This window comes from Nocardia sp. NPDC058666 (genome assembly GCF_042714895.1).
Lineage (GTDB): Bacteria > Actinomycetota > Actinomycetes > Mycobacteriales > Mycobacteriaceae > Nocardia.
The window spans coordinates 745,878-767,558 of the sequence record NZ_JBHXRY010000001.1; the positions used below are offsets into that span (position 1 = coordinate 745,878).

The 21,681-nt window shown below is 67.6% G+C and carries 18 protein-coding genes and 1 tRNA gene; 8 read left to right on the top strand and 11 right to left on the bottom strand.

The window, feature by feature from the left end:
- Window positions 1-57: 57 nt before the first annotated feature.
- Together ACFWVD_RS03365 and ACFWVD_RS03370 are read left to right on the top strand one after the other, a co-directional pair.
- Window positions 58-1,161 (top strand): aryl-sulfate sulfotransferase, encoded by a 1,104-nt coding sequence (locus ACFWVD_RS03365; protein ID WP_379240300.1) that lies wholly within the window; start codon window positions 58-60, stop codon window positions 1,159-1,161.
- Window positions 1,149-2,483 (top strand): uracil-xanthine permease family protein, encoded by a 1,335-nt coding sequence (locus tag ACFWVD_RS03370; RefSeq protein WP_379240301.1) that lies wholly within the window; start codon window positions 1,149-1,151, stop codon window positions 2,481-2,483. Before ACFWVD_RS03365 ends, ACFWVD_RS03370 begins: the two co-directional genes overlap by 13 nt.
- Before the next feature lie 26 nt (window positions 2,484-2,509).
- On the opposite strand, the gene ACFWVD_RS03375 is transcribed toward ACFWVD_RS03370, so the two are convergent.
- The 3 genes from ACFWVD_RS03375 to ACFWVD_RS03385 form a co-directional block, all read right to left on the bottom strand.
- Window positions 2,510-3,862: an ABC1 kinase family protein gene (locus ACFWVD_RS03375; RefSeq protein WP_379240302.1), complete on the bottom strand. Its 1,353-nt coding sequence runs from the start codon at window positions 3,860-3,862 to the stop codon at window positions 2,510-2,512.
- 58 nt (window positions 3,863-3,920) lie between these two features.
- Window positions 3,921-4,796, bottom strand: coding sequence for a TOMM precursor leader peptide-binding protein (locus ACFWVD_RS03380; RefSeq protein WP_379240303.1), 876 nt, complete (start codon window positions 4,794-4,796; stop codon window positions 3,921-3,923).
- Between the two features lie 210 nt (window positions 4,797-5,006).
- Window positions 5,007-6,446 (bottom strand): zinc-dependent metalloprotease, encoded by a 1,440-nt coding sequence (locus tag ACFWVD_RS03385; protein ID WP_379240305.1) that lies wholly within the window; start codon window positions 6,444-6,446, stop codon window positions 5,007-5,009.
- Between the two features lie 128 nt (window positions 6,447-6,574).
- On the opposite strand from ACFWVD_RS03385, the gene ACFWVD_RS03390 reads away from it, so the two are divergent.
- Entirely contained in the window at window positions 6,575-7,600 is a 1,026-nt protein-coding gene (locus tag ACFWVD_RS03390) for a PDZ domain-containing protein (RefSeq protein WP_379240306.1), read from the top strand.
- Here ACFWVD_RS03390 and ACFWVD_RS03395 read toward each other — a convergent pair whose 3' ends face one another.
- The gene (locus ACFWVD_RS03395) at window positions 7,601-8,179 is read right to left on the bottom strand and encodes a PPA1309 family protein (protein ID WP_379240307.1); all 579 of its coding nucleotides are present in this window, start codon (window positions 8,177-8,179) and stop codon (window positions 7,601-7,603) included.
- A gap of 156 nt (window positions 8,180-8,335) precedes the next feature.
- Between ACFWVD_RS03395 and ACFWVD_RS03400 the strand changes: the two genes are divergently transcribed.
- Window positions 8,336-11,317, top strand: coding sequence for a UPF0182 family protein (locus tag ACFWVD_RS03400; protein ID WP_379240308.1), 2,982 nt, complete (start codon window positions 8,336-8,338; stop codon window positions 11,315-11,317).
- A 70-nt stretch (window positions 11,318-11,387) separates the two neighbouring features.
- Here the strand turns inward: ACFWVD_RS03400 and ACFWVD_RS03405 are convergent, their stop codons facing one another.
- Window positions 11,388-11,933 (bottom strand): transglycosylase family protein, encoded by a 546-nt coding sequence (locus ACFWVD_RS03405; protein ID WP_379240309.1) that lies wholly within the window; start codon window positions 11,931-11,933, stop codon window positions 11,388-11,390.
- A gap of 356 nt (window positions 11,934-12,289) precedes the next feature.
- Here ACFWVD_RS03405 and ACFWVD_RS03410 point away from each other — a divergent pair.
- Window positions 12,290-12,363: transfer RNA gene (locus ACFWVD_RS03410), tRNA-Met, on the top strand.
- A gap of 51 nt (window positions 12,364-12,414) precedes the next feature.
- On the opposite strand, the gene ACFWVD_RS03415 is transcribed toward ACFWVD_RS03410, so the two are convergent.
- The 4 genes from ACFWVD_RS03415 to ACFWVD_RS03430 all read right to left on the bottom strand — a co-directional run bounded on the left by ACFWVD_RS03415 (window position 12,415) and on the right by ACFWVD_RS03430 (window position 16,636).
- Window positions 12,415-12,672, bottom strand: a complete 258-nt coding sequence (locus ACFWVD_RS03415; protein WP_379240310.1) for an HPr family phosphocarrier protein — start codon at window positions 12,670-12,672, stop codon at window positions 12,415-12,417.
- Window positions 12,673-12,698: 26 nt separating this feature from the next.
- The gene (locus tag ACFWVD_RS03420; RefSeq protein ID WP_379240311.1) at window positions 12,699-14,774 is read right to left on the bottom strand and encodes a fructose-specific PTS transporter subunit EIIC; all 2,076 of its coding nucleotides are present in this window, start codon (window positions 14,772-14,774) and stop codon (window positions 12,699-12,701) included.
- A gap of 114 nt (window positions 14,775-14,888) precedes the next feature.
- A complete protein-coding gene (locus tag ACFWVD_RS03425; RefSeq protein WP_379240312.1) occupies window positions 14,889-15,872 on the bottom strand; it encodes a 1-phosphofructokinase family hexose kinase in 984 nt (327 codons plus the stop codon).
- Window positions 15,869-16,636, bottom strand: a complete 768-nt coding sequence (locus ACFWVD_RS03430; RefSeq protein WP_379240964.1) for a DeoR/GlpR family DNA-binding transcription regulator — start codon at window positions 16,634-16,636, stop codon at window positions 15,869-15,871. The genes ACFWVD_RS03425 and ACFWVD_RS03430 overlap by 4 nt, the downstream gene beginning before the upstream one ends.
- Before the next feature lie 261 nt (window positions 16,637-16,897).
- Here ACFWVD_RS03430 and ACFWVD_RS03435 point away from each other — a divergent pair, with 261 nt between their 5' ends.
- Complete coding sequence (locus tag ACFWVD_RS03435; protein ID WP_379240313.1) at window positions 16,898-17,713, top strand: amino acid-binding protein; 816 nt, start codon at window positions 16,898-16,900, stop codon at window positions 17,711-17,713.
- 14 nt (window positions 17,714-17,727) lie between these two features.
- Here ACFWVD_RS03435 and ACFWVD_RS03440 read toward each other — a convergent pair whose 3' ends face one another.
- A complete protein-coding gene (locus ACFWVD_RS03440; protein WP_379240314.1) occupies window positions 17,728-17,952 on the bottom strand; it encodes a hypothetical protein in 225 nt (74 codons plus the stop codon).
- A 96-nt stretch (window positions 17,953-18,048) separates the two neighbouring features.
- On the opposite strand from ACFWVD_RS03440, the gene ACFWVD_RS03445 reads away from it, so the two are divergent.
- Together ACFWVD_RS03445 and ACFWVD_RS03450 are read left to right on the top strand one after the other, a co-directional pair.
- A complete protein-coding gene (locus ACFWVD_RS03445) occupies window positions 18,049-19,221 on the top strand; it encodes an alpha-hydroxy-acid oxidizing protein (protein ID WP_379240315.1) in 1,173 nt (390 codons plus the stop codon).
- 142 nt (window positions 19,222-19,363) lie between these two features.
- Window positions 19,364-20,122 carry a DUF6319 family protein gene (locus ACFWVD_RS03450; RefSeq protein ID WP_379240316.1) on the top strand — a complete coding sequence of 253 codons (759 nt, stop codon included), beginning with the start codon at window positions 19,364-19,366 and terminating at the stop codon, window positions 20,120-20,122.
- Here the strand turns inward: ACFWVD_RS03450 and ACFWVD_RS03455 are convergent.
- Window positions 20,119-21,621, bottom strand: a complete 1,503-nt coding sequence (locus ACFWVD_RS03455) for a diguanylate cyclase (protein WP_379240317.1) — start codon at window positions 21,619-21,621, stop codon at window positions 20,119-20,121. The two genes, ACFWVD_RS03450 and ACFWVD_RS03455, sit on opposite strands and share 4 nt — an antisense overlap.
- Window positions 21,622-21,681 lie beyond the last annotated feature (60 nt).

The following is a 21,681-nucleotide window of genomic DNA, read 5'->3' on the forward strand; positions in this document are numbered from 1 at the left end:
CCGTTTCGGCGCCGCTACTGAATATTCAGTGGGGTCGAATATTCAGGAAGAGGCGGCATGGAACAGAACACGCTCAAGAGACGCGGCATCGGGCTGATCGGCAGCAATGCCGAGCTGGCCTCACCCGGCTTCACCCTCTATGCGCCGCTGGCGGGCAACGGCCGGGTCGACCTGGTCGACCTCGACGGCGAGATTGCCCACCAGTGGCACCTGCCCTACCGCCCCGGCAGGCACGCCCGCATCCTCGCCGACGGCAGCCTCGCCTACAACGGCGCGACCCTGGCTCGCGAGCCGCTGTTCGCCATGTGGCGCAAGTACTCCGGCGGTTCGATGGCCCGCTACGACCACACCGGCGCGCGACTGTCGGAGATCCGCGACGACCTGGCCCACCACGACGCGCACCACTACGACGACGGCCGCGTGCTCTACGCCGCGGTGCAGCCGCTCACCGGCGCCGACGCCGCCCGGATCCAGGGTGGTGTGCCCGGCACCGAAGCCGACGGGATCGTGTGGTCCGACGTGATCCGCGAGGTCGACGCCGACGGTGCGCTGCGGTGGGAATGGCGTGCGGTGGAGCACCTGGATCCCGCGGAATTCGCTTTGCAGCCACACTACTGGCGTGAGCACTGGCCGCTGATCAACAGCGTGTACCCGCTCGACGAGCACACCGTGGTGGCCAGCCTGCGCAGCGTGTCGGCGGTGATCCTCATCGATCGGCGCACCGGCGCGGTCACCAACCTGGCCGACCGGACCGTGCTCGCCCAGCAGCACCACGCGACCCCGGTGGGGGACGGCAAGATCCTGGTGTTCGACAACGGCACCTTCCGCACCGGAGAATCGGTGACCTACAGCCGCGTCGTCGAAATCGACACCGCCACAGGCGCTGTGGGCTGGACCTATCAGGATTCACCGCGTGAGGCGTTCTTCACTCCTTTCATGGGCGGGGCGCAGCGGCTGCCCAACGGCAACACGCTGATCACCGAGGCTGCCTTCGGCCGGATCTTCGAGGTGACGCCGGACCGGCAGATCTGCTGGGAGTACGTGGTGCCCTCGTTCACCGAATACCCCGATCCCGATACCGCGCAGGTGTTTCCGGGCATCTCCAACGCCATCTTCCGCGCGTACCGATACCAGGCGGAGGAACTGCCATGGCTGCGGTGACCGATCCGGTGGACGAAATACCGCCCGCTGGAAGGGCTTTCGCGGGTGCGTTGCAGCACCTGGTGGTGATGATCGCGATGCCGCTGACCTCGGTGTTGCTGATCAGCCGCAGCCTGCACCTCGACGATGATGCCGCACGCGCATTGCTGTGTGGTGCACTGCTTTTCAGCGGCATCGGCACGATCCTGCAATCGAGTGGACGATATGGCCTGGGCGCCGGGCTGCCGTTCGTGATGCTGCCCGGTGGTGCGGCGGTGGTGCTGTTCATCCAGACCGCCCAGACCTATGACCCCGCGACCGCGACCGGTGCGGTGCTGATCACTGCGGTCGCGGGCATCGCGCTGGTGCCGGTGGCGCGCAAGCTGGTGCGGTTCCTGCCGATGGTGGTGATCGCCAGCATGATCCTGGTGATCGGGGTGAACCTGGTGAAGGTCGGCGCGAACCTGATCACCTCGGCCGACGACCCGACCCCGATCAGGTCGGTGTCCATCGCCGGCGTGACCATCGTGGCGACTGTGCTGGCTCATCGTTTCCTCCCTTCAGGGTGGCGTCGGGTTTCGGTCCTGATCGGCATGGGTGTGGGGACCGCGGTGGCGGCTGCGCTGGGCCAGTTCACCCTGGCCCCGGGTAACGCACTGGTGCAGTTGCCGGAGCCCTTCCTGTTCGGCACACCGCATTTCGACCTGCTCGCCGCGGTGCCGCTGCTGGTGTTCAGCATCGGCTCGATGGCCGAGGCCACCGGACAGACCGTGCTCAACGCCCAGGTGGTCGGCAAGCAGATCGACACCGCGCCCACGGTCGGACGCACGATCCGCGGTGACGCGGTGACCTCGCTGTTCTCCGGTCTGTTCGGTGGTCCGACCATGGTGACCAGCGGCGAGAACATCGGCCTGATCCGCCTGACCGGTGTGCGCAGCCGCTATGTCACCGCGTTGACCGGGTTGATGCTGATCGTGGCCGCGTTCGTCGCCCCGGTCGGGCGCATCGTGAACTCGCTGCCCGGTCCCGTGGTCGGCGCGACGGCCGCGATCGTGTTCGCCACGATCATCGCCTCCGCGATCGGCCTGTTCCGGGAGGTCGACCTCGACGAGGACTCCGCCCTGCTCACCACCACCGCGGCACTGACCGCGGGCCTGCTACCGATCCTGGTGCCCTCCCTGTACCGCGGCTTCCCCGCCGACCTGAAACTGCTGCTCGGCAGTGGGGTGACCATGGCTGCCGTGGTCGGCATCGTGGTTCACCTGCTGTGCACCGTCGGCAGGCGACCCTCCGCCGACCGGAAACCTCGGTCGGAGGTGGGTACCGAAGCGTCCGTCGACTAGATGCTTCGGATAGGGCCAGGTGTCGCCTACGAGGCCTGTTCGGTGCGGAATCCCGGAACCCAGGTGCGAACCAGGTTCATGAAGCCCAGTTCCGCGTCGAGTTGGGCCAGGATGCCCACCGATCCGCCCAGCACGCGGAACACGGTGAGGTATTCGGGCGGAAGTTGCAGGGCGCGGGCGGTTTTCATCTCCGGGCTGGAGAACTCCGACGCCTTGCCCGCCACCTGTTGCATCCACGCGCGGGTGAAGTGGAAGGTGTCGGTGCGGATGGGGTCGCTGAACGGGCGTAAGTACGCCTCGATCTCCTCGTGGGTGACCACCCGGCCGGGAATCACCCAGCCGTGTTCGTAGAGCAGTTCGGTCAGCGCCGCGTGCTGGTCGGCTACGGCCAGGGCCAGCATGCGGCCCAGGATCTCCGGGAAACCGCCCGGCATCGGTGCGCAGGCACCGAAGTCGAGCACGGCCAGGGTGCCGTCGGGTCGGATCAGGAAGTTGCCGGGGTGCGGGTCGCCGTGCAGCAGCCCGACCAGTTCGGGCGAGCTGAAATGGAAGACGCCCATCAGCTCGGCGATCCGATTGCGCTGTGCCAGCGTGCCTTCCGGGTCCTGCGCGCCTGCCTTGATCAGCGCCGACACCGGCGTGCCGTCGAGCCACTCGGTCACGATCACCTTCGGGGCACCCGCGACCACCTTCGGGACGGTGATGCTGGGATGTCCGTCGAAGGCCGCGGCGAAACGGCGCTGGTTGGCGGCTTCGATGCGGTAGTCCAGTTCTTCCTCGGTGCGCTCGACGATCTCCGCCAGCAGCGGCTTCACATCGGCGCCGGGGATCACCGACGCGAACAGGCCGGTCATGCGGGACAGGGTTTTCAGGTCGGCGCGCAGGGCGTCGTCGGCACCGGGGTACTGGACCTTCACCGCGACCGGACGACCGTCGGACCACACCGCGCGGTGCACCTGGCCGATGCTGGCCGAGGCGGCGGGGGTGTCGTCGAAGGACTGGAAGCGTTCGCGCCACTTGGTGCCCAGCTGCTGATCGAGCACGCGCCGCACCGTTTCGATGGGCATCGGCGGTGCCGCGGCCTGCAGTTTGGTCAGCGCGTCGCGGTAGTGCTCGCCGAACTCCTCCGGGACCGCGGCCTCCATCACGCTCAGGGCCTGGCCGAACTTCATCGCGCCGCCCTTGAGCTCACCGAGCACCGCGAACAGTTGCTCGGCGGCCTTCTGGTTCAGGTTCGCGTTGATCTGCTTCTTGTCACCGCCGACGAGTTTCTTGCCGAATCCGACCGCGGCTCGTCCGGCGATGCCGAGCGGTATCTTGGCCAACTTGGCATTGCGGCTGGAACTGCGGCGCACGATCTCGGACACGGTACCCATCATGGCCGAACCTGCCCGGTGTGTGCCATAAGAATGCTCACACCGGCGTATGCGACGCCCGTCACCGCGACGTTCCCTGCACGTGCGCGGTCATGTTCCGGCACCCGCATTCCTGATGCGGCAGCCACGGGCGGCGCTGGATCTCGTGCGTATCCAGGTCCAATTCCACGGTGGCGTCGAGGGTGCGCGGTGCCCGCCGCGGCGAGCAGGCGATGATCGCCTCCAGTTCGCCCAGTGCCAGCGCCGTGGTGGCCGCGATGCCGGCGGGCGAGGCATGGCCGGTGCGGCCCAGCAGCTGGGCGGCCAGGTGCGGCCAGTCGGTGTCGAAACCCGCGCGGGTCAGGTCGGCGCAGCGCAGGCAGCTGGTTTCGCCGGGCAACACCAGCGGACCGACCACGCCGATCCCGTCACGAACGCGCACCTGCAGATGCGGGACCCGCCGCAACACCAGATCCACCGACAGTCCGGGATCGATCATCAGGGCGTCGGTGAGCACCACCAGATCGCCGGGGGTCGCCCCGATCGGGGTGTCGGGTCGGTACTCGCGCGAGCGGGTCGGTCGAAAACCCATGCGCCGCAACCCGATCGCCACCGCATCCGACAGCGGACCCAGTCCGTGCACGGTGATGCTGCGGATCTTGCCCTGTTTGTGTTCGGGTTCCAGCAGGAGTCCTGCCCGTTCGATCGCGGTGAGCATCCCCATGGTGCGATCGGGACTGATGCCGAATTCACCTGCACGCCAAATGATCTGGGGTCTGGATTGCAGCCCGTCGAGCAGGCGGAGGAAGGCCAGCACCGTGCCGGTGTCGTGGTCGGTGGTCTCGAGCAGCAGCGCGCGTTCGGGATCCCAGCCGAGTTGGACCGTGCCGGAGGGTCGAACGAGCGTGGTCACGCGCGGGTGCAACATCGGGCCGCGCAGTGGGGATTTGGTCGTCATGCCCAAAGTGTCGACAACCCGACCGAGCACAACCTGCCCCGAAAGCGCAGTTATCCACAGGCTTTCGGCGTGTCGGCAGCTCGACTTCGAACTGTGAACAACCGGTGTACCGCGGGTCGTCGCGGCATTTCCCGACGGTCGTTAGCGGGGGAACCGTGTCGCGCCGCCATGGTCGCAAGATTTATCGGCAGACCATGGCGGCGGCGCGGATCAGGACTTGTCGGTACCGGAATCGGGGTCGGAATCGCCGGTGTCGGACGGGTTCTGGTCACCCTTGTTCTTCTCGAGGTCGGCCGCTTCGCGTTCGCGCGCCTCGGTCTCGGCCAACTGCGCCAGCGGATCGTCGAAAGCGCCCGTGCCACCGCCGATCACCGAGTCGATGAACCCGGCGGGGGAGTCCAGGTCGGCGGAATCGGGCAGCAGGTCCGGGTGCTCCCACACCTTGTCGCGCCCTTCCATTCCCGCGTCGGTGGTCAGCCGACGCCACAGCGCCGCCGCCTCACGCACCTTGCGCGGGCGCAACTCCAACCCGACCAGCGTGGCGAAGGTCTGCTCGGCGGGCCCACCCGTGGCGCGACGGCGACGCAGCGTCTCCGACAGCGCGCCCGCACCCGGCAGCCGCTCACCCACGGCATCGGTGACCACCACGTCGACCCAGCCCTCGATCAGCGCGAGCAGGGTCTCGAGACGTTCCAGCGCCTGCTTCTGCTCGGGCGTGGTCTGCGGCTCGAAGGTGCCCTGCGACAGCAGTTCCTCCAGCTTGGACGGGTCGCTCAGTGACATCGGGTCGATGCCCTGCGCGGCCTCCTCGATCGCGGAGAAGTCCATCTTGATCCCGCGCGCGTAATCCTCGACCGCGCCCAGCACCTGCTGACGCAGCCACGGCACATGCGCGAAAAGCCGCTGGTGGGCGGCCTCGCGCGCGGCCAGGAACACCATGATCTCGCTCTCGGGCTGCTCGAGCCCCTCGCTGAACGCCGAGATCGCGGTCGGCAGCAGCGCCGCGGTACCGGCCGGGCCCAACGGCAGACCGATATCGGTGGAGGTCAATACCTCCTTGGCCAGCTGGCCCAGTGCCTGACCGAGCTGGGAGCCGAACGCCAGCCCGCCCATCTGGCCCAACATGCCGACCATCGGCCCGGCGAACTGCTTGGCCTCCTCGGGCAGCTGCGCGGTCCACATGCCCGAGATCTGCTCGGCCACCGGATCGCACAGGCGCTTCCAGGTGGGCAGGGTCTCCTCGATCCAGTCGTTCGCGGTCCACGCGACTGTCTTGGTGGCGCCCGCGGGCAGCACGGTCGCGCCGTCGAGCCACAGCTCGGCCAGGTGCGCGGCGTCGATCACCGCGGTGGTGGTGCTCGGCGCGATCGGGGCCACGGTGGAACCCAGCTGCTGGCGGGCCAGGCGCTTGGCCACGTCGTAATTGACCGGGCCCGACTGAGTGCCGCCGGGGCCCATGCCCTGTCCCATGCCGCTGATCATCTGCCCGAGCTGGCTGAGCATCTGACCTAGCTGCGACGGATCGAACCCGCCCGCACCGCCGGTTCCGAAACCGAACGGATCGCTTCCGCCGGGGCCGTTCGCCTCGTCACGACGCTTGCCGGACTCGTCGTCGTCGCCGGTCGAGAAGCCGAAGGGGAGATCGCTCATACCCTTTACGTTACGCGGGCCCCCTGGGGCTTCGGTGTTCGCGCATCGCGAAATCGCCCGGCATCGCCTGCGCCACAAAAGCGTGCCACTACCGTTGCGCACGCGAGCTGATCACTACTGTGGTCGGAGTGAATCGTCGGATCCTCACCCTGATCGTGGCCCTGGTCCCTGTCCTCGTGCTCGGCGTGACGGGCAGCGTGGTCACCGTGCCGTTCGTGGCCCTGGGCCCCGGCCCGACCTTCGACACGCTCGGGCAGGTCGAGGGCAAACCGGTGGTCGATGTCACCGGCGCACCACTGGATCCCACGACCGGGCACCTCAATATGACGACCGTGTCGGTGCGCGACGGACTGAACCTGTTCGAGGCGTTCGGTTTCTGGGTCAGCGGTGAACACGGACTGGTCCCGCGCGCCGAGGTCTACCCGCCCGGCGTGTCGCGCGAAGAGGTCGACAAGTCCAATCAGCAGGACTTCAAGGATTCCGAGAGCGATGCCGAGGTCGCCGCGCTGCACTACCTGAAGATGCCCACCGTCGTGCTGGTGCGCGGACTCGGTGAGGAAGGCCCGGCCAACGGCGTGCTGGAGGCAGGCGACGAGCTGATCAGCATCGACGGCACCCCGATCACCGCGCCCAAGGACGTGATCGACATCGTCGGGACCAAGGCTCCCGGCACCGTCATCACTGTCGTGTACCGGCGCGGCGATGCCGAGCGCACCAGCCAGATCACCCTGGCGCCGCGCCCCGACGACGATGCCAAGGGCTACCTCGGCATCACCCCCGGCGAAGGTGGTCGACCGCCGCTCGAGGTCGAGTTCAACCTCGCCGACATCGGCGGACCGTCCGCGGGCCTGATGTTCAGCCTGTCGCTGATCGACAAGCTGTCGCCCGGCGAACTCAACGGCGGCAAGTTCGTGGCAGGCACCGGCACCATCGATCAGGAGGGCAAAGTCGGCCCGATCGGTGGCATCCAGTACAAGATGATCGCCGCCCGCGAAGCCGGCGCGGAAACGTTCCTAGTGCCCGCCGACAACTGCAACGAGGCAGCTCAGCGCATCCCAGAGGGCCTGCGCTTGGTCAAAGTCGACACCCTCGACAGCGCGATCAGCTCGCTGACAGCAATCAACGAAGGCCGCGAGCCGGTCGGCTGTAAGTAGTCACTCCAAGGTGTGTTGCAGGGCCTCGACCAGGCCCGGTGCCAGGTTCGGGTAGGTGCGCAGGTCCAGATCGCCGAAGCCGTCGTCGTCTTCGGGGCGGATCTGCAGCAGGCACAGCACCGCGCCCTGGCGCAGCACGCCCGCGATGAGGCGGGCGTCGCGACGACCCGGATGCGCGTGTGCGGCGGCGCGCCCGGCCGCGTCGGCGGCTTCGTCGTCGGCCAGCAGCGGAACCAGTGCCTCGTCCAGATCGCTCTCGGCGTCGGGCGGCAGCACCACGATCTCCTGCACCAGCACGCACCCCTCGACCGCGGGCGGCCAGGTGGTGGTGGCCAGGAATTCGTCCAGCGCCATCGACCCGCCGGTGATGTCGTCGGGAAAGGCTTCCTGCGCAACAGGGGTCAGTTCGCTGCCGTCGTCGAGCTGATCCTGCAGGTCGGGTTCGGCCGCGGCCAGGTCGGCGGTGGGCACCAACGCGAACATCTGCGGCGGGTTTCCCCAGCCCTCGGCGTCGGCGAACTCGACGACCTCGCGTACACAGCGGGCGAGGAGGACTTCGGCGTGCTCGTCATCGTTCACCCGCACATCCAATCATTTTCGGCCCGCACGCTTGCACGGTGTCCGATTTCCGTAGAGTGGGCGCCAACGATCCGGCGACGGGTCATCCGCAACATTCGGACTGCGGTGTCCGTGCCGATCACGGCGCGGAACCGCCGGACCTTGGAGAGTGGCACCGTGGGCATGCGGCCCCCCACCGGCTTACCTTCGTTGTCCCGACGCAGCCGTGTGCTGCTTGTGACAGCAGTCGTCCTCGCGGCGCTGCTGTTGCTCGGGCCCCGCTTCACCGACGCCTATACCAACTGGTTGTGGTTCGGCGAGGTCGGTTATCGCAGTGTGTATCTCGGCGTGTTGCGCACGCGGGTGCTGCTGTTCGTCGTTGTCGGAGTGTTCGTCGGTCTGGTGGTCTGGGCGGCGCTGCTGCTGGCCTATCGGTCGCGTCCGGTGTTCGTGCCGGTCGCGGGGCCCAACGACCCGATCGCGCGCTACCGCACCACCGTGATGAGCAAGCTGCGCCTGTTCGGCATCGGCATCCCGGTGCTGCTGGGCGTGCTGTCCGGGCTGGTGGCGCAGTCGAATTGGGCCACGGTGCAGCTGTTTCTGCACGGCGGCGAATTCGGCCAGACGGACCCGCAGTTCCACCTGGACATCGGTTTCTACACCTTCGATCTGCCGTTCTTCCGGATGGTGTTGAACTGGCTGTTCGTGGCGGTGGTGATCGCGTTCTTCGCGAACCTGGTGACCCACTACGTGTTCGGCGGCCTGCGGCTGGCCGGGCGCGAAGGCACGCTGACCCGCGCCGCACGGGTGCAGCTGGCGGTGATCGCGGGAATCTTCGTGCTGCTCAAGGCGGTGGCGTACTGGTTCGACCGGTACGACCTGTTGTCGAGTACGCGCAAAGAACCAACGTTCGGCGGTCCCTCGTACACCGACATCATGGCGGTGCTGCCCGCCAAACTGATCCTGCTGTCGATCGCGGTGATCTGCGCGCTGGCTTTCTTCACCGGAATCGTGTTGCGCGATCTGCGCGTTCCCGCGATGGCGGCGGCGCTGCTGGTGCTGTCGTCGATCCTGGTCGGCGCGGTGTGGCCGATGGTGGTCGAGCAGTTCTCGGTGCGACCCAACGCCGCCGAAAAGGAGAGCCCGTATATCGAGCGCAATATCCAAGCCACGCGCGAGGCCTACGGCATCACCGACGACAAAGTCGAATATCAGAACTATCAGGGCGAGAGCAAGAAGAGCCCGCTCGAGGTGCCTGCCGACGCGGCCACCATCGGCAATGCCCGGCTGCTGGATCCGAACATCCTGTCGCCCACCTTCACCCAGTTGCAGCAGCGGAAGAACTTCTACGGCTTCCCCGAGTCGTTGGACATCGACCGCTACAACCTCAACGGTGAGATCCAGGACTACATCGTGGCCGCGCGCGAGCTGCACCCGGCCGCGCTGTCGGGCAACCAGAAGGACTGGATCAACCAGCACACCGTCTACACCCACGGCAACGGCTTCGTCGCCGCACCGGCCAACCGGGTGAACAAGCCGCAGTCCGAGGCCCAGAGTGCCAGCGGCGGCAGCGATTCGGGTTACCCGCTGTTCATGGTCAGCGACCTGTTCACCAAGGTCGAGGACCAGCAGATCAAGGTCGATCAGCCGCGCATCTACTACGGCGAGCTGATCGCCCAGACCGACCCCGACTACGCCATCGTCGGAACCGCCGACGGCCAACAGCCCCGCGAATACGACACCGACCAGGCGCAGTTCACCTATGACGGCAGTGGTGGCGTGCCGATCGGGAACTGGTTCAACCGGCTGGCCTTCGCCGCGAAGTACGCCGAGCGCAACATCTTGTTCTCCTCCGCGATCAGCGAGGACTCCAAGATCTTGTTCAACCGTGGTCCGCGTGAGCGGGTGCAGAAGGTCGCACCGTGGCTGACCACCGACGGCAACGCCTACCCTGCGGTGATCGACGGCCGCGTGAAGTGGATCGTCGACGCCTACACCACGCTGGACAAGTACCCCTACGCCCAGCCGACCTCGCTGGACGGCGCGGTCGAGGACAGTATCGACAAGAAGACCGGGCGCGTGATCCCGCGCAAGGAAGTCAGCTACATCCGCAACTCGGTGAAGGCCACCGTCGACGCCTACGACGGCACCGTCACCCTGTACGAGACCGACACCGTCGACCCGGTGCTCAAGGCCTGGCGTGGGGTGTTCCCCGACGCGGTGAAGCCGCAGAGCGAGATCTCCCCCGAGCTGCGCGCGCACTTCCGCTACCCGGAGGACCTGTTCAAGGTCCAGCGCGAAATGCTCACCAAGTACCACGTGGACAATCCGCGAGAGTTCTTCACCAACAACGCGTTCTGGTCGGTCCCCAATGACCCGACCATCGAGGGCGGGGTGTTCAAACAGCCCCCGTACTACGTCCTGCTGGGCGACCCGAAGACCAACAAGCCGGTGTTCAACCTGACGTCGGCCATGGTCGGCTACAACCGAGAGTTCCTGTCGGCCTACATCTCTGTGCGGGCAGATCCCGAGGGGTACGGCAAGTTCACGGTGTTGCAGCTACCGGTGGAAACGCAGACCCAGGGTCCGCAGCAGACACAGAACGCGATGACCACCGCGGGCGCGGTCTCCCAAGAGAAGACCCTGCTGTCGAACTCGAACAAGATCCGCTACGGCAACCTGCTCACCCTGCCGGTGGCCGACGGCGGCATCCTCTACGTCGAACCGTTCTACAACGAACGCAACACCGGCTCGTCGACCTTCCCGCAGCTGCTTCGCGTGCTCGTGAGTTATCGCGACGCGGGAGGCAGCGTGAAGGTCGGTTACGCGGCGACGCTGGCCGAAGCGCTGAACCAGGTGATGCCCGGTACGGGATCGCTGGCCACGCCGTTCGGTGGCGATCCGTCGGTGAAGCCGAAGCCGGGCGCGACCCCGCCGGTCGAGCCGGGCACGGTCACTCCGCCGCCCGGTGGCACCCAGCCGCCGGGGACGACCCCGCCCGCGGGTTCGCCGACGCAGGAGGCCGCGGCCGCCGAGCTCAACCGCAAGATCGAGGCGGTGCGCACGGCGATGCGGTCGGGCAACTTCACCGATTACGGTAAGGCGCTCGATGAACTGGACGTCGCGATGAAGGCGTACCAGGACGCAGCCGGACGCTAGTCGCAGGCAACAGCAAGGAAGGCCCCGCCAAATTCTGGCGGGGCCTTCCTCGTGCAGGGGGAACGGTGGATCAGCCGCCGATCGAGGAGATCAGCGGAGAATTGGCGTTCAGCAGGTCCTGGTACTGGCCCGCGACACCGTACTGGTCGGCAAGCGCCTGACCGGCGGTCTTGGCCTGGTCGACGGCGACCTGAACGTCGGTCTTGGCCTGCGCGGGGACCTGCACCGGCAGTTCGACGGCGGGCTCTTCGACGGCGGGCTCGGGAGTCGAGGCGCCCGACTGCAGGAACTGACCGCAGTGCGGCCACGCGCCGACGCCCTGGCTGGCGAGCACGTTCTCCGCGACGCGGATCTGCTCTTCCTTGCTGGCATTGTGCGCCGAACCCTGGCCGCCGTTGGCAGCCCAGGTGCTCTGCGAGAACTGCAAGCCACCGTAGTAGCCGTTACCGGTGTTGATACCCCAGTTGCCGCCGCTCTCGCACTGGGCGACGCCGTCCCAGTTGTAGGAGGCTGCGGAGGCGGTACCGGTGGCGAGGCCGAACGGAGCGGCAACCAGGGCGCCGGCGATAGCGGCGACGCCGAGGGCACGGGTGCTGATTTTCCGGGTCTGGATCATGAGGGAGACGCTAACCAAAGAATCGATGCCGATCACATCTTGATAACGAGCGAATTCTATGAATGGAATAGCCGTCTTATCAAGGTTTACGGTGCATAGCCAGTGGGAATACCTAGATTCCGGTCGGTCTGTTATTGGGCCGTTATGTGTTCGGGATCACGGGGTTATAGTGACGCCACTCACTGAAATGCCGACCCGGCCGGGAGTGGCCGCCGAATCTGTGACGGCTGCCACATTTTCGGCCCTCGATCTGTGGTGTCGCACAGTGAAGATCGCGCGAATGCCCTCGAAAACCCACGCTGACCACGCGATTTGGCACTCACGCGCACCTGTGTGTAATGTTGTGTTCACACCGACGCGGGGTGGAGCAGCTCGGTAGCTCGCTGGGCTCATAACCCAGAGGTCGCAGGTTCAAATCCTGTCCCCGCTACAAAACGAAAGGCCCGGAACCACTGGTTCCGGGCCTTTCGCGTTATCCGGGTCAGGCGTCGAGGTCGCTGGCCACCAGTTCCGCGATCTTGTCCAGGGTCGCCTGGTCGTCGCTGGTGATCACGACCTCCGCGCCCTGACCCGCGCCCAGGGTCATGATCATCAGGGCCGAACCCGCGTCGACCGGGTCGCCGCCGGACACGGCGATCGTGACGGGCACGCCCGCGGCGCCGACCGCCTCGGCGATCAGGGCCGCGGGGCGAGCGTGCAGGCCGACCGAGGAGCCGACGGTGACGGTGGTGCTTGCCATGGGATATCTCCTTGTGTGCGAATGGATTACGCGGTGGTGAGGACGGGGGACACGGGCTGTTTGCGGGTGAATTCCTTGGCCACGGTCACGCACAGCGCCGCCACCAGGGTGCCTGCCAGCAGCGCGACCAGGAACCAGCCGATGTGGCCGATCGCGAAGAACACGAAGATGCCGCCGTGCGGGGCGCTCAGGGTCACCTGCGTGGCCATGATCAGGCCGCCGGTCACCGCGCCGCCCACCATCATCGACGGCAGTACGCGCAGCGGGTCGGCGGCCGCGAATGGGATCGCGCCCTCGGAGATGAACGAGGCGCCGAGCAACCAGGCGGCCTTGCCGTTCTCTCGTTCGGCCTCGGTGTACAGGCGCGGACGCACCAGGGTCGACAGGGCCATCGCCAGCGGCGGCACCATGCCCGCAGCCATCACCGCGGCCATGATCCGCAGGGTCGCGGGGTCGTTCACCGACAGGCCCGCGGCGGCGAACGAGTAGGCGGCCTTGTTGACGGGACCGCCGAGGTCGAAGCACATCATCACGCCCAGGATGACACCCAACGCCACCGCCGAGGTGCCGGACAGGCCGGAAAGCCAGTCGGTGAGCCCGTTGGTCACCGCGGCAAGGGGCTTACCCAACAGCACGAACATCAACAGGCCCACGATCGCCGACGCCAGCAGCGGAATGACCACCACCGGCATCAGTCCGCGCGCCCACACCGGCACCGGCAGTTTGCTGACATACAGCGCGGCGAAACCGGCCACCAGACCACCCACGAGACCGCCGAGGAAGCCCGCGCCGACGAACACCGCGATGGCGCCCGCGGTGAAACCCGGTGCCAGACCGGGGCGGTCGGCGATCGCGAAGGCGATATAACCGGCCAGCGCCGGGACCAGGAAGCTGAACGCCAGCGAGCCGATCTGGAACAGCACCGCGCCGAAGTAGGTGGCCAGGCCGCCGTCGGGCAGGTCGGTGATCGAGTTGTCCAGCACGATCGCCTTCGCGCTGTCGGAGATCTCGTAGCCGCCCAGCAGGAAGCTCAGCGCGATCAGCAGACCGCCCGCGGCGACGAACGGGATCATGTAACTGACGCCGGTCAGCAGGATCTGACGGAGGCGAGTGCCCCAGCCGATGCCCTTGGCCGATGATTCCGAAGGGGCGGGTGCGGCACCGCCGACCGTAGCCGCGTTCGGATTGTCGCTGGCCGCGACGGCTTCGGCGATCATCTTGTCGGGTTCGTTGATGGCGCGTTTGACGCCGGACTCGATCACCGGCTTGCCCGCGAAACGGCTGCGGTCCTTCACACCGACATCGGTGGCGAAGATGACGGCGTCGGCATCGGCGATGGTGGACGGGTCGAGTTTGCCGCCGCCGCTGGAACCTTGGGTTTCCACGGCGATGTCGACGCCTGCGCGTTCGCCCGCGGCGACCAGGGAGTCGGCGGCCATGTAGGTGTGCGCGATGCCGGTGGGGCAGGCGGTGACGGCGACGATCTTCTTCGGTGCGTTGGACTTCGCGATGCTGACAGCCTTTGTGTCACCAGTCGAGTCGCCCCCGGCTGCCGATGCGGCGCTGGTCGTCGCTGCGGCGGAACTCGCGGCTGCCGCGGTGCTCGAGGCTCCGGCTGAACTCGCGGAGGATGTTGCGGACGCGGCCGGGGGATTGATGACGCCGTCGACGAGCGTGACCACGTCCGCGGGTGTCGCGGCGGCGCGCAGGTCGGCCACGAATGCCGGGCGGACCAGCGCGCGAGCCAGCGACGACAGCAGTTTCATGTGCTCGGCGCCCGCACCTTCGGGGGCAGCGATCAGAAAGACCAGGTCGGCGGGCCCATCGGGAGCACCGAAGTCGACCGCGGGAGACAGTCGCGCGAAGGCCAGGGATGGGGTGGTCACCGCGGCCGAGCGGCAGTGCGGGATCGCGATGCCGCCGGGTAGGCCGGTCGCCGATTGCGACTCCCTGGCCAGCGCGGCCATCGACACCGCGGCGGCATCGGTGGCGCGGCCGGCTGCGGCGAGCTTGTCGGCTAGGGCGGTGATCACCGCGGACTTGTCGGTGCCGAGGTCGGCGTCCAGGGCGATCAGGTCGGGAGTGATGATCGAGTCGGCCATCGTCGTGTCTTTCTGAGTGGGGGTGCGGCGGGGGTCGCGATATCGGGGCGGATCAGTCGGTGGTGACGGCGGTCGAACACCGTGGTGGGATTCCGGCGCTTTCGGGGGTGGCGCTCATGCCGGTGGACGTTCGGCGGTGAGGGGGGCGGCAGTCACTGCCTCGAGGAGAATGTCGGCCGGTCCGGGTAATTCGGTGCCGGGTAGTGCGGTGGCGGCGCTGCCGTAGGCGACGGCGGTGCGCAGGCGGTCGGCGGGGGAGGCGCCCGCCAGGTCGGCGAGCAGGTAACCGGCCAGTGCGGAGTCGCCCGCGCCGACGGTGCTGCGGGGCACGATCGGCGGAGCGGCGGCAAACCAGGCGCCCTCGGCGGTGACCAGCACCGCACCCGCCGCACCGAGCGTGGCCAGCACCGTCCCGACGCCACGTTCGACCAGAGTCGAAGCGGCTTCGGCTGCGGCCGTGGGGTTTTCGAGGTCGATGGCATCGAGCCCGGTGAGCTGAGCCAGTTCGTCGGAGTTCGGTTTGATGAGATCCGGGACAGCGCCGAAAGATTCAGCGAACAGCGCGAGCAGCGGGGCATCGGAAGTGTCGACGGCGACGCGGGTGCGTCGAGTTCCGTTGGGCGACAAGCTCAGTGTGGACAACGTCGCGACGAGCTGCGCGTACCAGTCGACCGGAACACCGGGCGGCAGCGACCCGGACAGCACGATCCACTGCGCACCCGCGGACAATTCGACGAGCAACGCGGTGAGCTCGGCCAGATCCCGCGCCTTCAACGGATAACCCGGTTCGTTGATTTTGGTTGTGGTGCCGTCGGTTTCGGCGATGGTCAAGTTCACTCGTGGCCCACCGGCCACCGGCACGGTACGGAATTCGATTCCCGCCGTGCGTAATCCGTGCACCACCGGGTCGTCCTCGGCGCCCGGCAGAACGGCGAGCACCGCCGCGCCCCCTTCGGACACCACCCGCGCGACGTTGACGCCCTTGCCACCCGGATGCGACGTGACACTCGCGGCGCGATGCACCTGCCCGCGTCGCAACGGCTCGGTGAGCGTGACCGTGCGGTCCACGCTCGGGTTGGCGGTCAGTGTGACGATCATGCGAGCACCACCTCGATTCCTTCGGTGACCAGGTCCGCGTGCGCGGTGGTCGGGATGTCGGTATCGGTGACAAGGACGTCGATATCGGTGGCGAGGCCGAAGCGCACGAAGTCCTCGCGCCCGATCTTGCTCGCGTCGGCCACCACCACGACCCGGTCGGCGGCGGCGATCATCGCGCGTTTCACCGCCGCCTCCTCGGGGTCGGGAGTGGACAAACCGTGCCGCACGGTCAACGCGTTGGTGCCGAGAAAGGCCACGTCGACCCGCAATTCGCCCAGCCCTCGCAGGGTCTCGGCGCCGACCGCGGCCTGGGTGACCCCGCGCACGCGCCCGCCCAGCAGATGCACGCGCACGCCCGCGAATCCGGTGAGCCGGGTGGCCACGGGCAGCGAGTTGGTGACGGTGACCAGGTCGACGTCGATCGGCATGGCCGCGGCCACCCGCGCGGTGGTGGTGCCCGCGTCGAACAGCACGCTGCCGCCGGGGCGCGGCAGGTAGCGCTGCGCGAGTTCGGCGATCCGGTCCTTCTCCGCGGCGCGGGTGCTGTCGCGTTCGACGGTGCCCGGTTCGAAGGTGGTGAGCGCACCGGACCCGACCGCGCCGCCGTGCACCCGCCGGATCACCCCGAGCCGGTCCAGCACGGCGAGGTCGCGGCGCACGGTTTCGGTGGTGACCCCGTACTGGTCGGCGAGTTCGGTGACCGACACGCGCCCGCGATGCCCGATCAGGGTCGCGATCGCCTGCTGTCGTTCCTCGGCGTACATGGGTTCCTTCGAGGTCGGTGAATCTGTACTCATGTTGTTTTATGCCCGCTTATGTGGGTTTGTCAATGGATTTTGGTGAGCCGAGTCACAATCGTTGCCGGTGCCTATCGATGAAAAGGTGTCTCCGATCACACGATGGGCGTGCCGGTGTTCGGTATCACCACCGAAGTCCGCACAGGTCAACGGCTTTCGCGTCGGCTTTCACGTCGCTGTTACGCGCGCCTTCGAAGATCGACACGAACGACCAACACGCTGGCCCGTATGTGGCGATTCGCAGTGCGACCCCGTGTCACGGCCCTGGCCTGCGAGGTATGCGGCCGACTGCCGCATCCGGGCCGGACCAGGCTCACCCTGGCCAAGCTCGCGGCGGTGTTCCCGGTGGAACTGGCGCTGCACGCGCTGGTCATCCACCTGCACCCGCCCTACCTGCTGACCGTGGCCCTGCTGACGATCACCACCACGATCCTGGTGATCTGGGTGGTCGAACCCTCGGCGATGCGGATGCTGGGCGGGTGGCTGCACAGCCCCGAACTACGCCACCGCGACCGCATCGATGAGGCCCCCGCGCTGTGGCGGATCCGTGTGCGCCTGGCCGACCGGCCCGGTGCGCTGGAAACCCTGGCCAAACAGTTGGCGCATCGCGAGGCCAACATTCTCACCGTGCACGTGCACCAACTCGAGGACGCGGTCCTGGACGAACTGGTCGTGTCCGCGCCCACCGAGGTCACCGCGCACGCGATCACCGCCGCGGTGGAACACGCGGGCGGTTCCGGGGTGCGGGTGTGGCCCGCGACCGTGCTGTCGCTGATCGACGGGCAGACCAAAGCGCTGGCCATCGCGGCCCGCATCGTCGGTGATCCGGACGAATTGCCCCTGGCCGTGGCGGAATTGCTGGGTGCGCGCTATCTCGCGCCCGGGACCGCGCCGGTGACCGGGCTGGGGGAGGGGACGCTGCTGGAATTGGATCGCGACGATCGCCGCTGGGGTTTCGTGCGGCCGGACGAGCCGTTCACGCCCGCCGAAATCGCCCGCGCGCATCGGTTGGCAGACCTAGCTGCGCTGACCGTGCGGCGGTGACGATTCCGCTCGACTCAGTCGAAGCCGAGGTCGGCGGTGAGCGGGTCGCGCAGCGCACCTTCCGCGGCGCGCAGCCGATCGGTGACCGAGGTCAGCAGGTCCATCGAATCCTGCGACAGCCCCAGCGCGAGGCGGGTCAGGTGGCGGATGGCAGCGCAATGGAAGCGGTCGGCCAGTAATGCGTCCGGGTCGGCGGGCACGGCCGAGGGTTCGACGACGGTCACGACAGTGGCACTCACAATCTCGGGCACTCACATTCTCGTATTTTCGAGTATGACGCACCTTACATCCACCCTGCGGTCCGTGACCCCGAGTCGGCGTGCGAAAGTGCTGCGATGAGTCAGTTCGCCGACTATCAGAACGAGATCTACCTTGCCGCGCTCGGTGGGATCCAGCCCGAATTTCCCATGGACTACGCGACGTTGGAACGCAAAGCCACTGCGGCACTGCCGGATTCGTTGCTGAACTATATCGCCGGTGGGGCGGGCGACGAGCTCACCCAGCGGCGCAACGCCGAAGCGTTCGGGGACTGGGGTCTGGTGCCGCGGATGCTGGTGGGCGCCACCGAACGCGACCTGACCGTCACCGCGTTCGGTCATACCTTCGCCAGTCCGCTGTTCCTGGCGCCGGTCGGGGTGATCGGCCTGGTCGGGGAGCGGGGCCACGGTGACATCGCGGTGGCGGAAGCGTCGGCGCAGACCGGGGTACCCGCGATCTACTCGACGCTGATGGAGGACCCGCTCGAGGACGTGCGCCCGCACGCCGGGGACACACCCTCGTTCTTCCAGCTCTACACGCCGAAAAACCGTGAGCTGGCGGAAAGTTTGGTGCACCGCGCTGAGGCCGCCGGTTATGCCGGAATCACGGTCACCCTCGACACCTGGGTGCCCGGTTGGCGTCCGCGTGACCTGGCCAGCGGCAACTTCCCGCAGCTGCGTGGACACGTGCTGAAGAACTACACCAGCGACCCGGTCTTCCAGAAGATGGTCGGCTCCGACGACCCGAAGATGATTGTCCTGCACTGGATTTCGACCTTCGGCAACTCGCTGACCTGGGAGGATCTCGAGTGGTTGCGTTCGCTGACCGACCTGCCGCTGATCCTGAAGGGCATCTCCCATCCCGAGGACGCGCGCAAGGCCATCGACCTGGGCGCCGACGGCATCTACTGCTCCAATCACGGTGGGCGGCAGGCCAATGGCGGGCTCAGCGCGCTGGAAACTCTGCCCGAAGTAGTGGCGGCCTGTGACGACCGGGTGCCGGTGCTGTTCGACTCCGGGGTGCGTTCGGGTGCCGATGTGGTGAAGGCGATGGGCCTTGGCGCCACGATGGTCGGCCTCGGCAGGCCGTACGTGTACGCGTTGGCGTTGGGTGGGGTGCGCGGTCTGGTGCATCTGCTGCGCAGCTATTCGGCCGAGGCGGATCTGTTGATGGCGGTCAACGGGTATCGCGATGCGGCGGCGGTGCGTGCGAACATTCGACCGACCACGCGCGGAAACGCCACTCGCTGAGTGCGTTCGGCGGCCCCGGATTCGCGTCGCGAGAGGCGTTTTGGGGCCGCGATGGTGGCTCGGCGGGAAACTTGTCGGTGGCGTGCGGCATCATCGGTGCCACACACCACCGAACACCCAGCGTCAACCCCCGGAGTCCACGATGTCCTCGCCGAGCACCAAGTCCGCATCCCGTCGATCCGCACCGCCGGTACTGTCCGAGGCCGAGCTCGCGCGCATCGCAGGCGAGCTAGCGCAGGGCAAGCCGCCGATGGTGTGGTTCACCGCCGCCGCTGTCGGTGTCGCCGAAGGGAAATCGGGCAAGGTGATCGCCCTGGACGATCCGTCCGCGGGCGACTTCCTGCAGGTGCGGCCCACCGGTTCCAAAGATGTGCTGTCGTTCGGCCCCAGCGAGGTGACGCTGACCAAGCCGGCCCGCGGCACTACCGTTGCGCCGAGCGGATCCGCCAAGAACCGCCCGGAGAATACTCCCGCTGTCAGCAACCGAAAGGACACCACTGTGACCCAGCCGACGACCCTGCCGAGCGCGCCTACGCCCGCGCCGAGGTCGCTCGCCCCGGTGCCCGACGAGGCGCCGAAGCCCGCCGCCGCGGCCGCACCGCGTCCGGCGAAAGCTCCTGCGGCACGCAAGACCAAGGTGCCCGAGGTGACCGTCACGCTCACCGGCACCGCCGATGGTGAGTGGACTGTCGATGTGGTCAACGGTAAGAAGCGTTCGGTGAAGGGGATGGCGGTGAGCAGCGGGGCGGTTGCGCAGGCGGCCAAGATCCTGCATCCCGAGGTCGAGGAAGTGGTGGCCGGGATTCTGGAGGCCGCGCGCGGGGCACAGCAGGCGAAGGTGGCGCAGTTACAGGCTGAGCTGGAAGCGGCGCGAAAGTTGTTGGAGGAGTTGGGCGACTAGACCGCCGTGCTGGTGGGGTTGGTGGTTCGCAGGTGGAGGCGGCGGGGTGTCGGCTTTCTGAGGTCGTCGTGGAAGGTCAACCCCTGGCGGAACTCCTTGGCGTGGTACATCGCCGCGTCGGCGTTGCGTAGCAGGTCGTAGATCGTCTTCTCGGTGGGTCGAGTGGTCACGCAGGCGACGCCGATGCTGGCGGTAATGGGGATTTCGCCGCAGCTGAGTTCGAACGGGCGAAGGAACGCGCTGAGCAGTTGTTCGGCCAGCACGGCGGCGTCGGAACGGGTGCGGGGGGTCAGCACGACGAATTCGTCGCCGCCGTAGCGGGCGGTGATGTCGGCGTGGTGGGTGGTGCGGCGGATGCGGGAGGCGGCGTTGGCGATGAGTTCGTCGCCTACGGCGTGGCCATAGCTGTCATTGACCATTTTGAAGCCGTCGAGGTCGATGAACAGCAGGCACAGGGGTTTTCCGGCCCACTGGTCGCGGTAGCGGTGAGGTGCGCGCAGCAGGGCGGCACGGTTGAACAGTCCGGTGAGCAGGTCGTGGTCGGCCTGATATTGCGCGCGACGTTCGCTGCGCATACTGCGGGCGATGGCGCGTTCGCTGCGCACCAGCACGCCCACCAGCAGCAGGGTGAGCAGCGAACAGATCACCACGCGGTCGACCACGCCCAGGTCGGCACCCACGACACTGATCAGCGAAGCCGCCACCAGCGCGACCGCGATCATCCCGGCCCGCTGCCGCGACCGATGCGGATGGAGCTCGTCGGCATCGTGGAGCACGCCCATCGTCGGATGTATTGCGGCCAGCCCCGCCAGCAGGTACGCCCACTGCTGCGGCACCAAAGCGAATTCGGGGTCGACCGCAATAGTGTCTGCGGCAGTGAGGCTTTCGATCAGGCCGCCCACCAACACCGCGATCAGCGCCGCCTGCAACAACCGCAGCGAAGTCTCCGACCGCACGACGGTGGTCAGCGAATGCGCGAGCACGGTGACCAGCAGGGCGTGGATCACCGGGTAGCTCGCGGCGAGCACGGTGTCGAACCCGTTGTCGTGCCGCAGGATCGGCGAGATCAGGAAGGTCCACGATGCCAGCAGTGCGCTGAGGCCGATCAGTGTCGAGTCCAGCCACAGGTCACGGGCGTTGGTGACGCGGCGCGGCTGCAACCAGCCGACCGCGGCCAGGCCCAGACACAGGTAGGCGGCCAGGGTGCACAGGTCGTCGGCCGGGTGCCAGGTCGGGTGCAGGCCCAGCGCGCGGATCGCGGCGCCGGTGGCGAACAACGGGACCGAGGCGGCCAGCAGGTACCAGGGCAGTCGGTGGGCGGGACGATGCCTGTACAGGCCGAACCCGATCATCGCCAACGACCCGGCCACAATCACGATGAGCAACAGAAACGGTAGCGCGCGCCCACCGACCAGCGGCGCGATCGACACGGCCCCCGCGAACCCGGCCAGCAGCGCGCACCAGCGCAGAGTCCCGTGGCGAATCACGCTGATGCTCATCAGGCCCCCTCGATCTTGCTGCGCACGCGACGGCGCCGATCGAATGAGGCCGGTGAATCA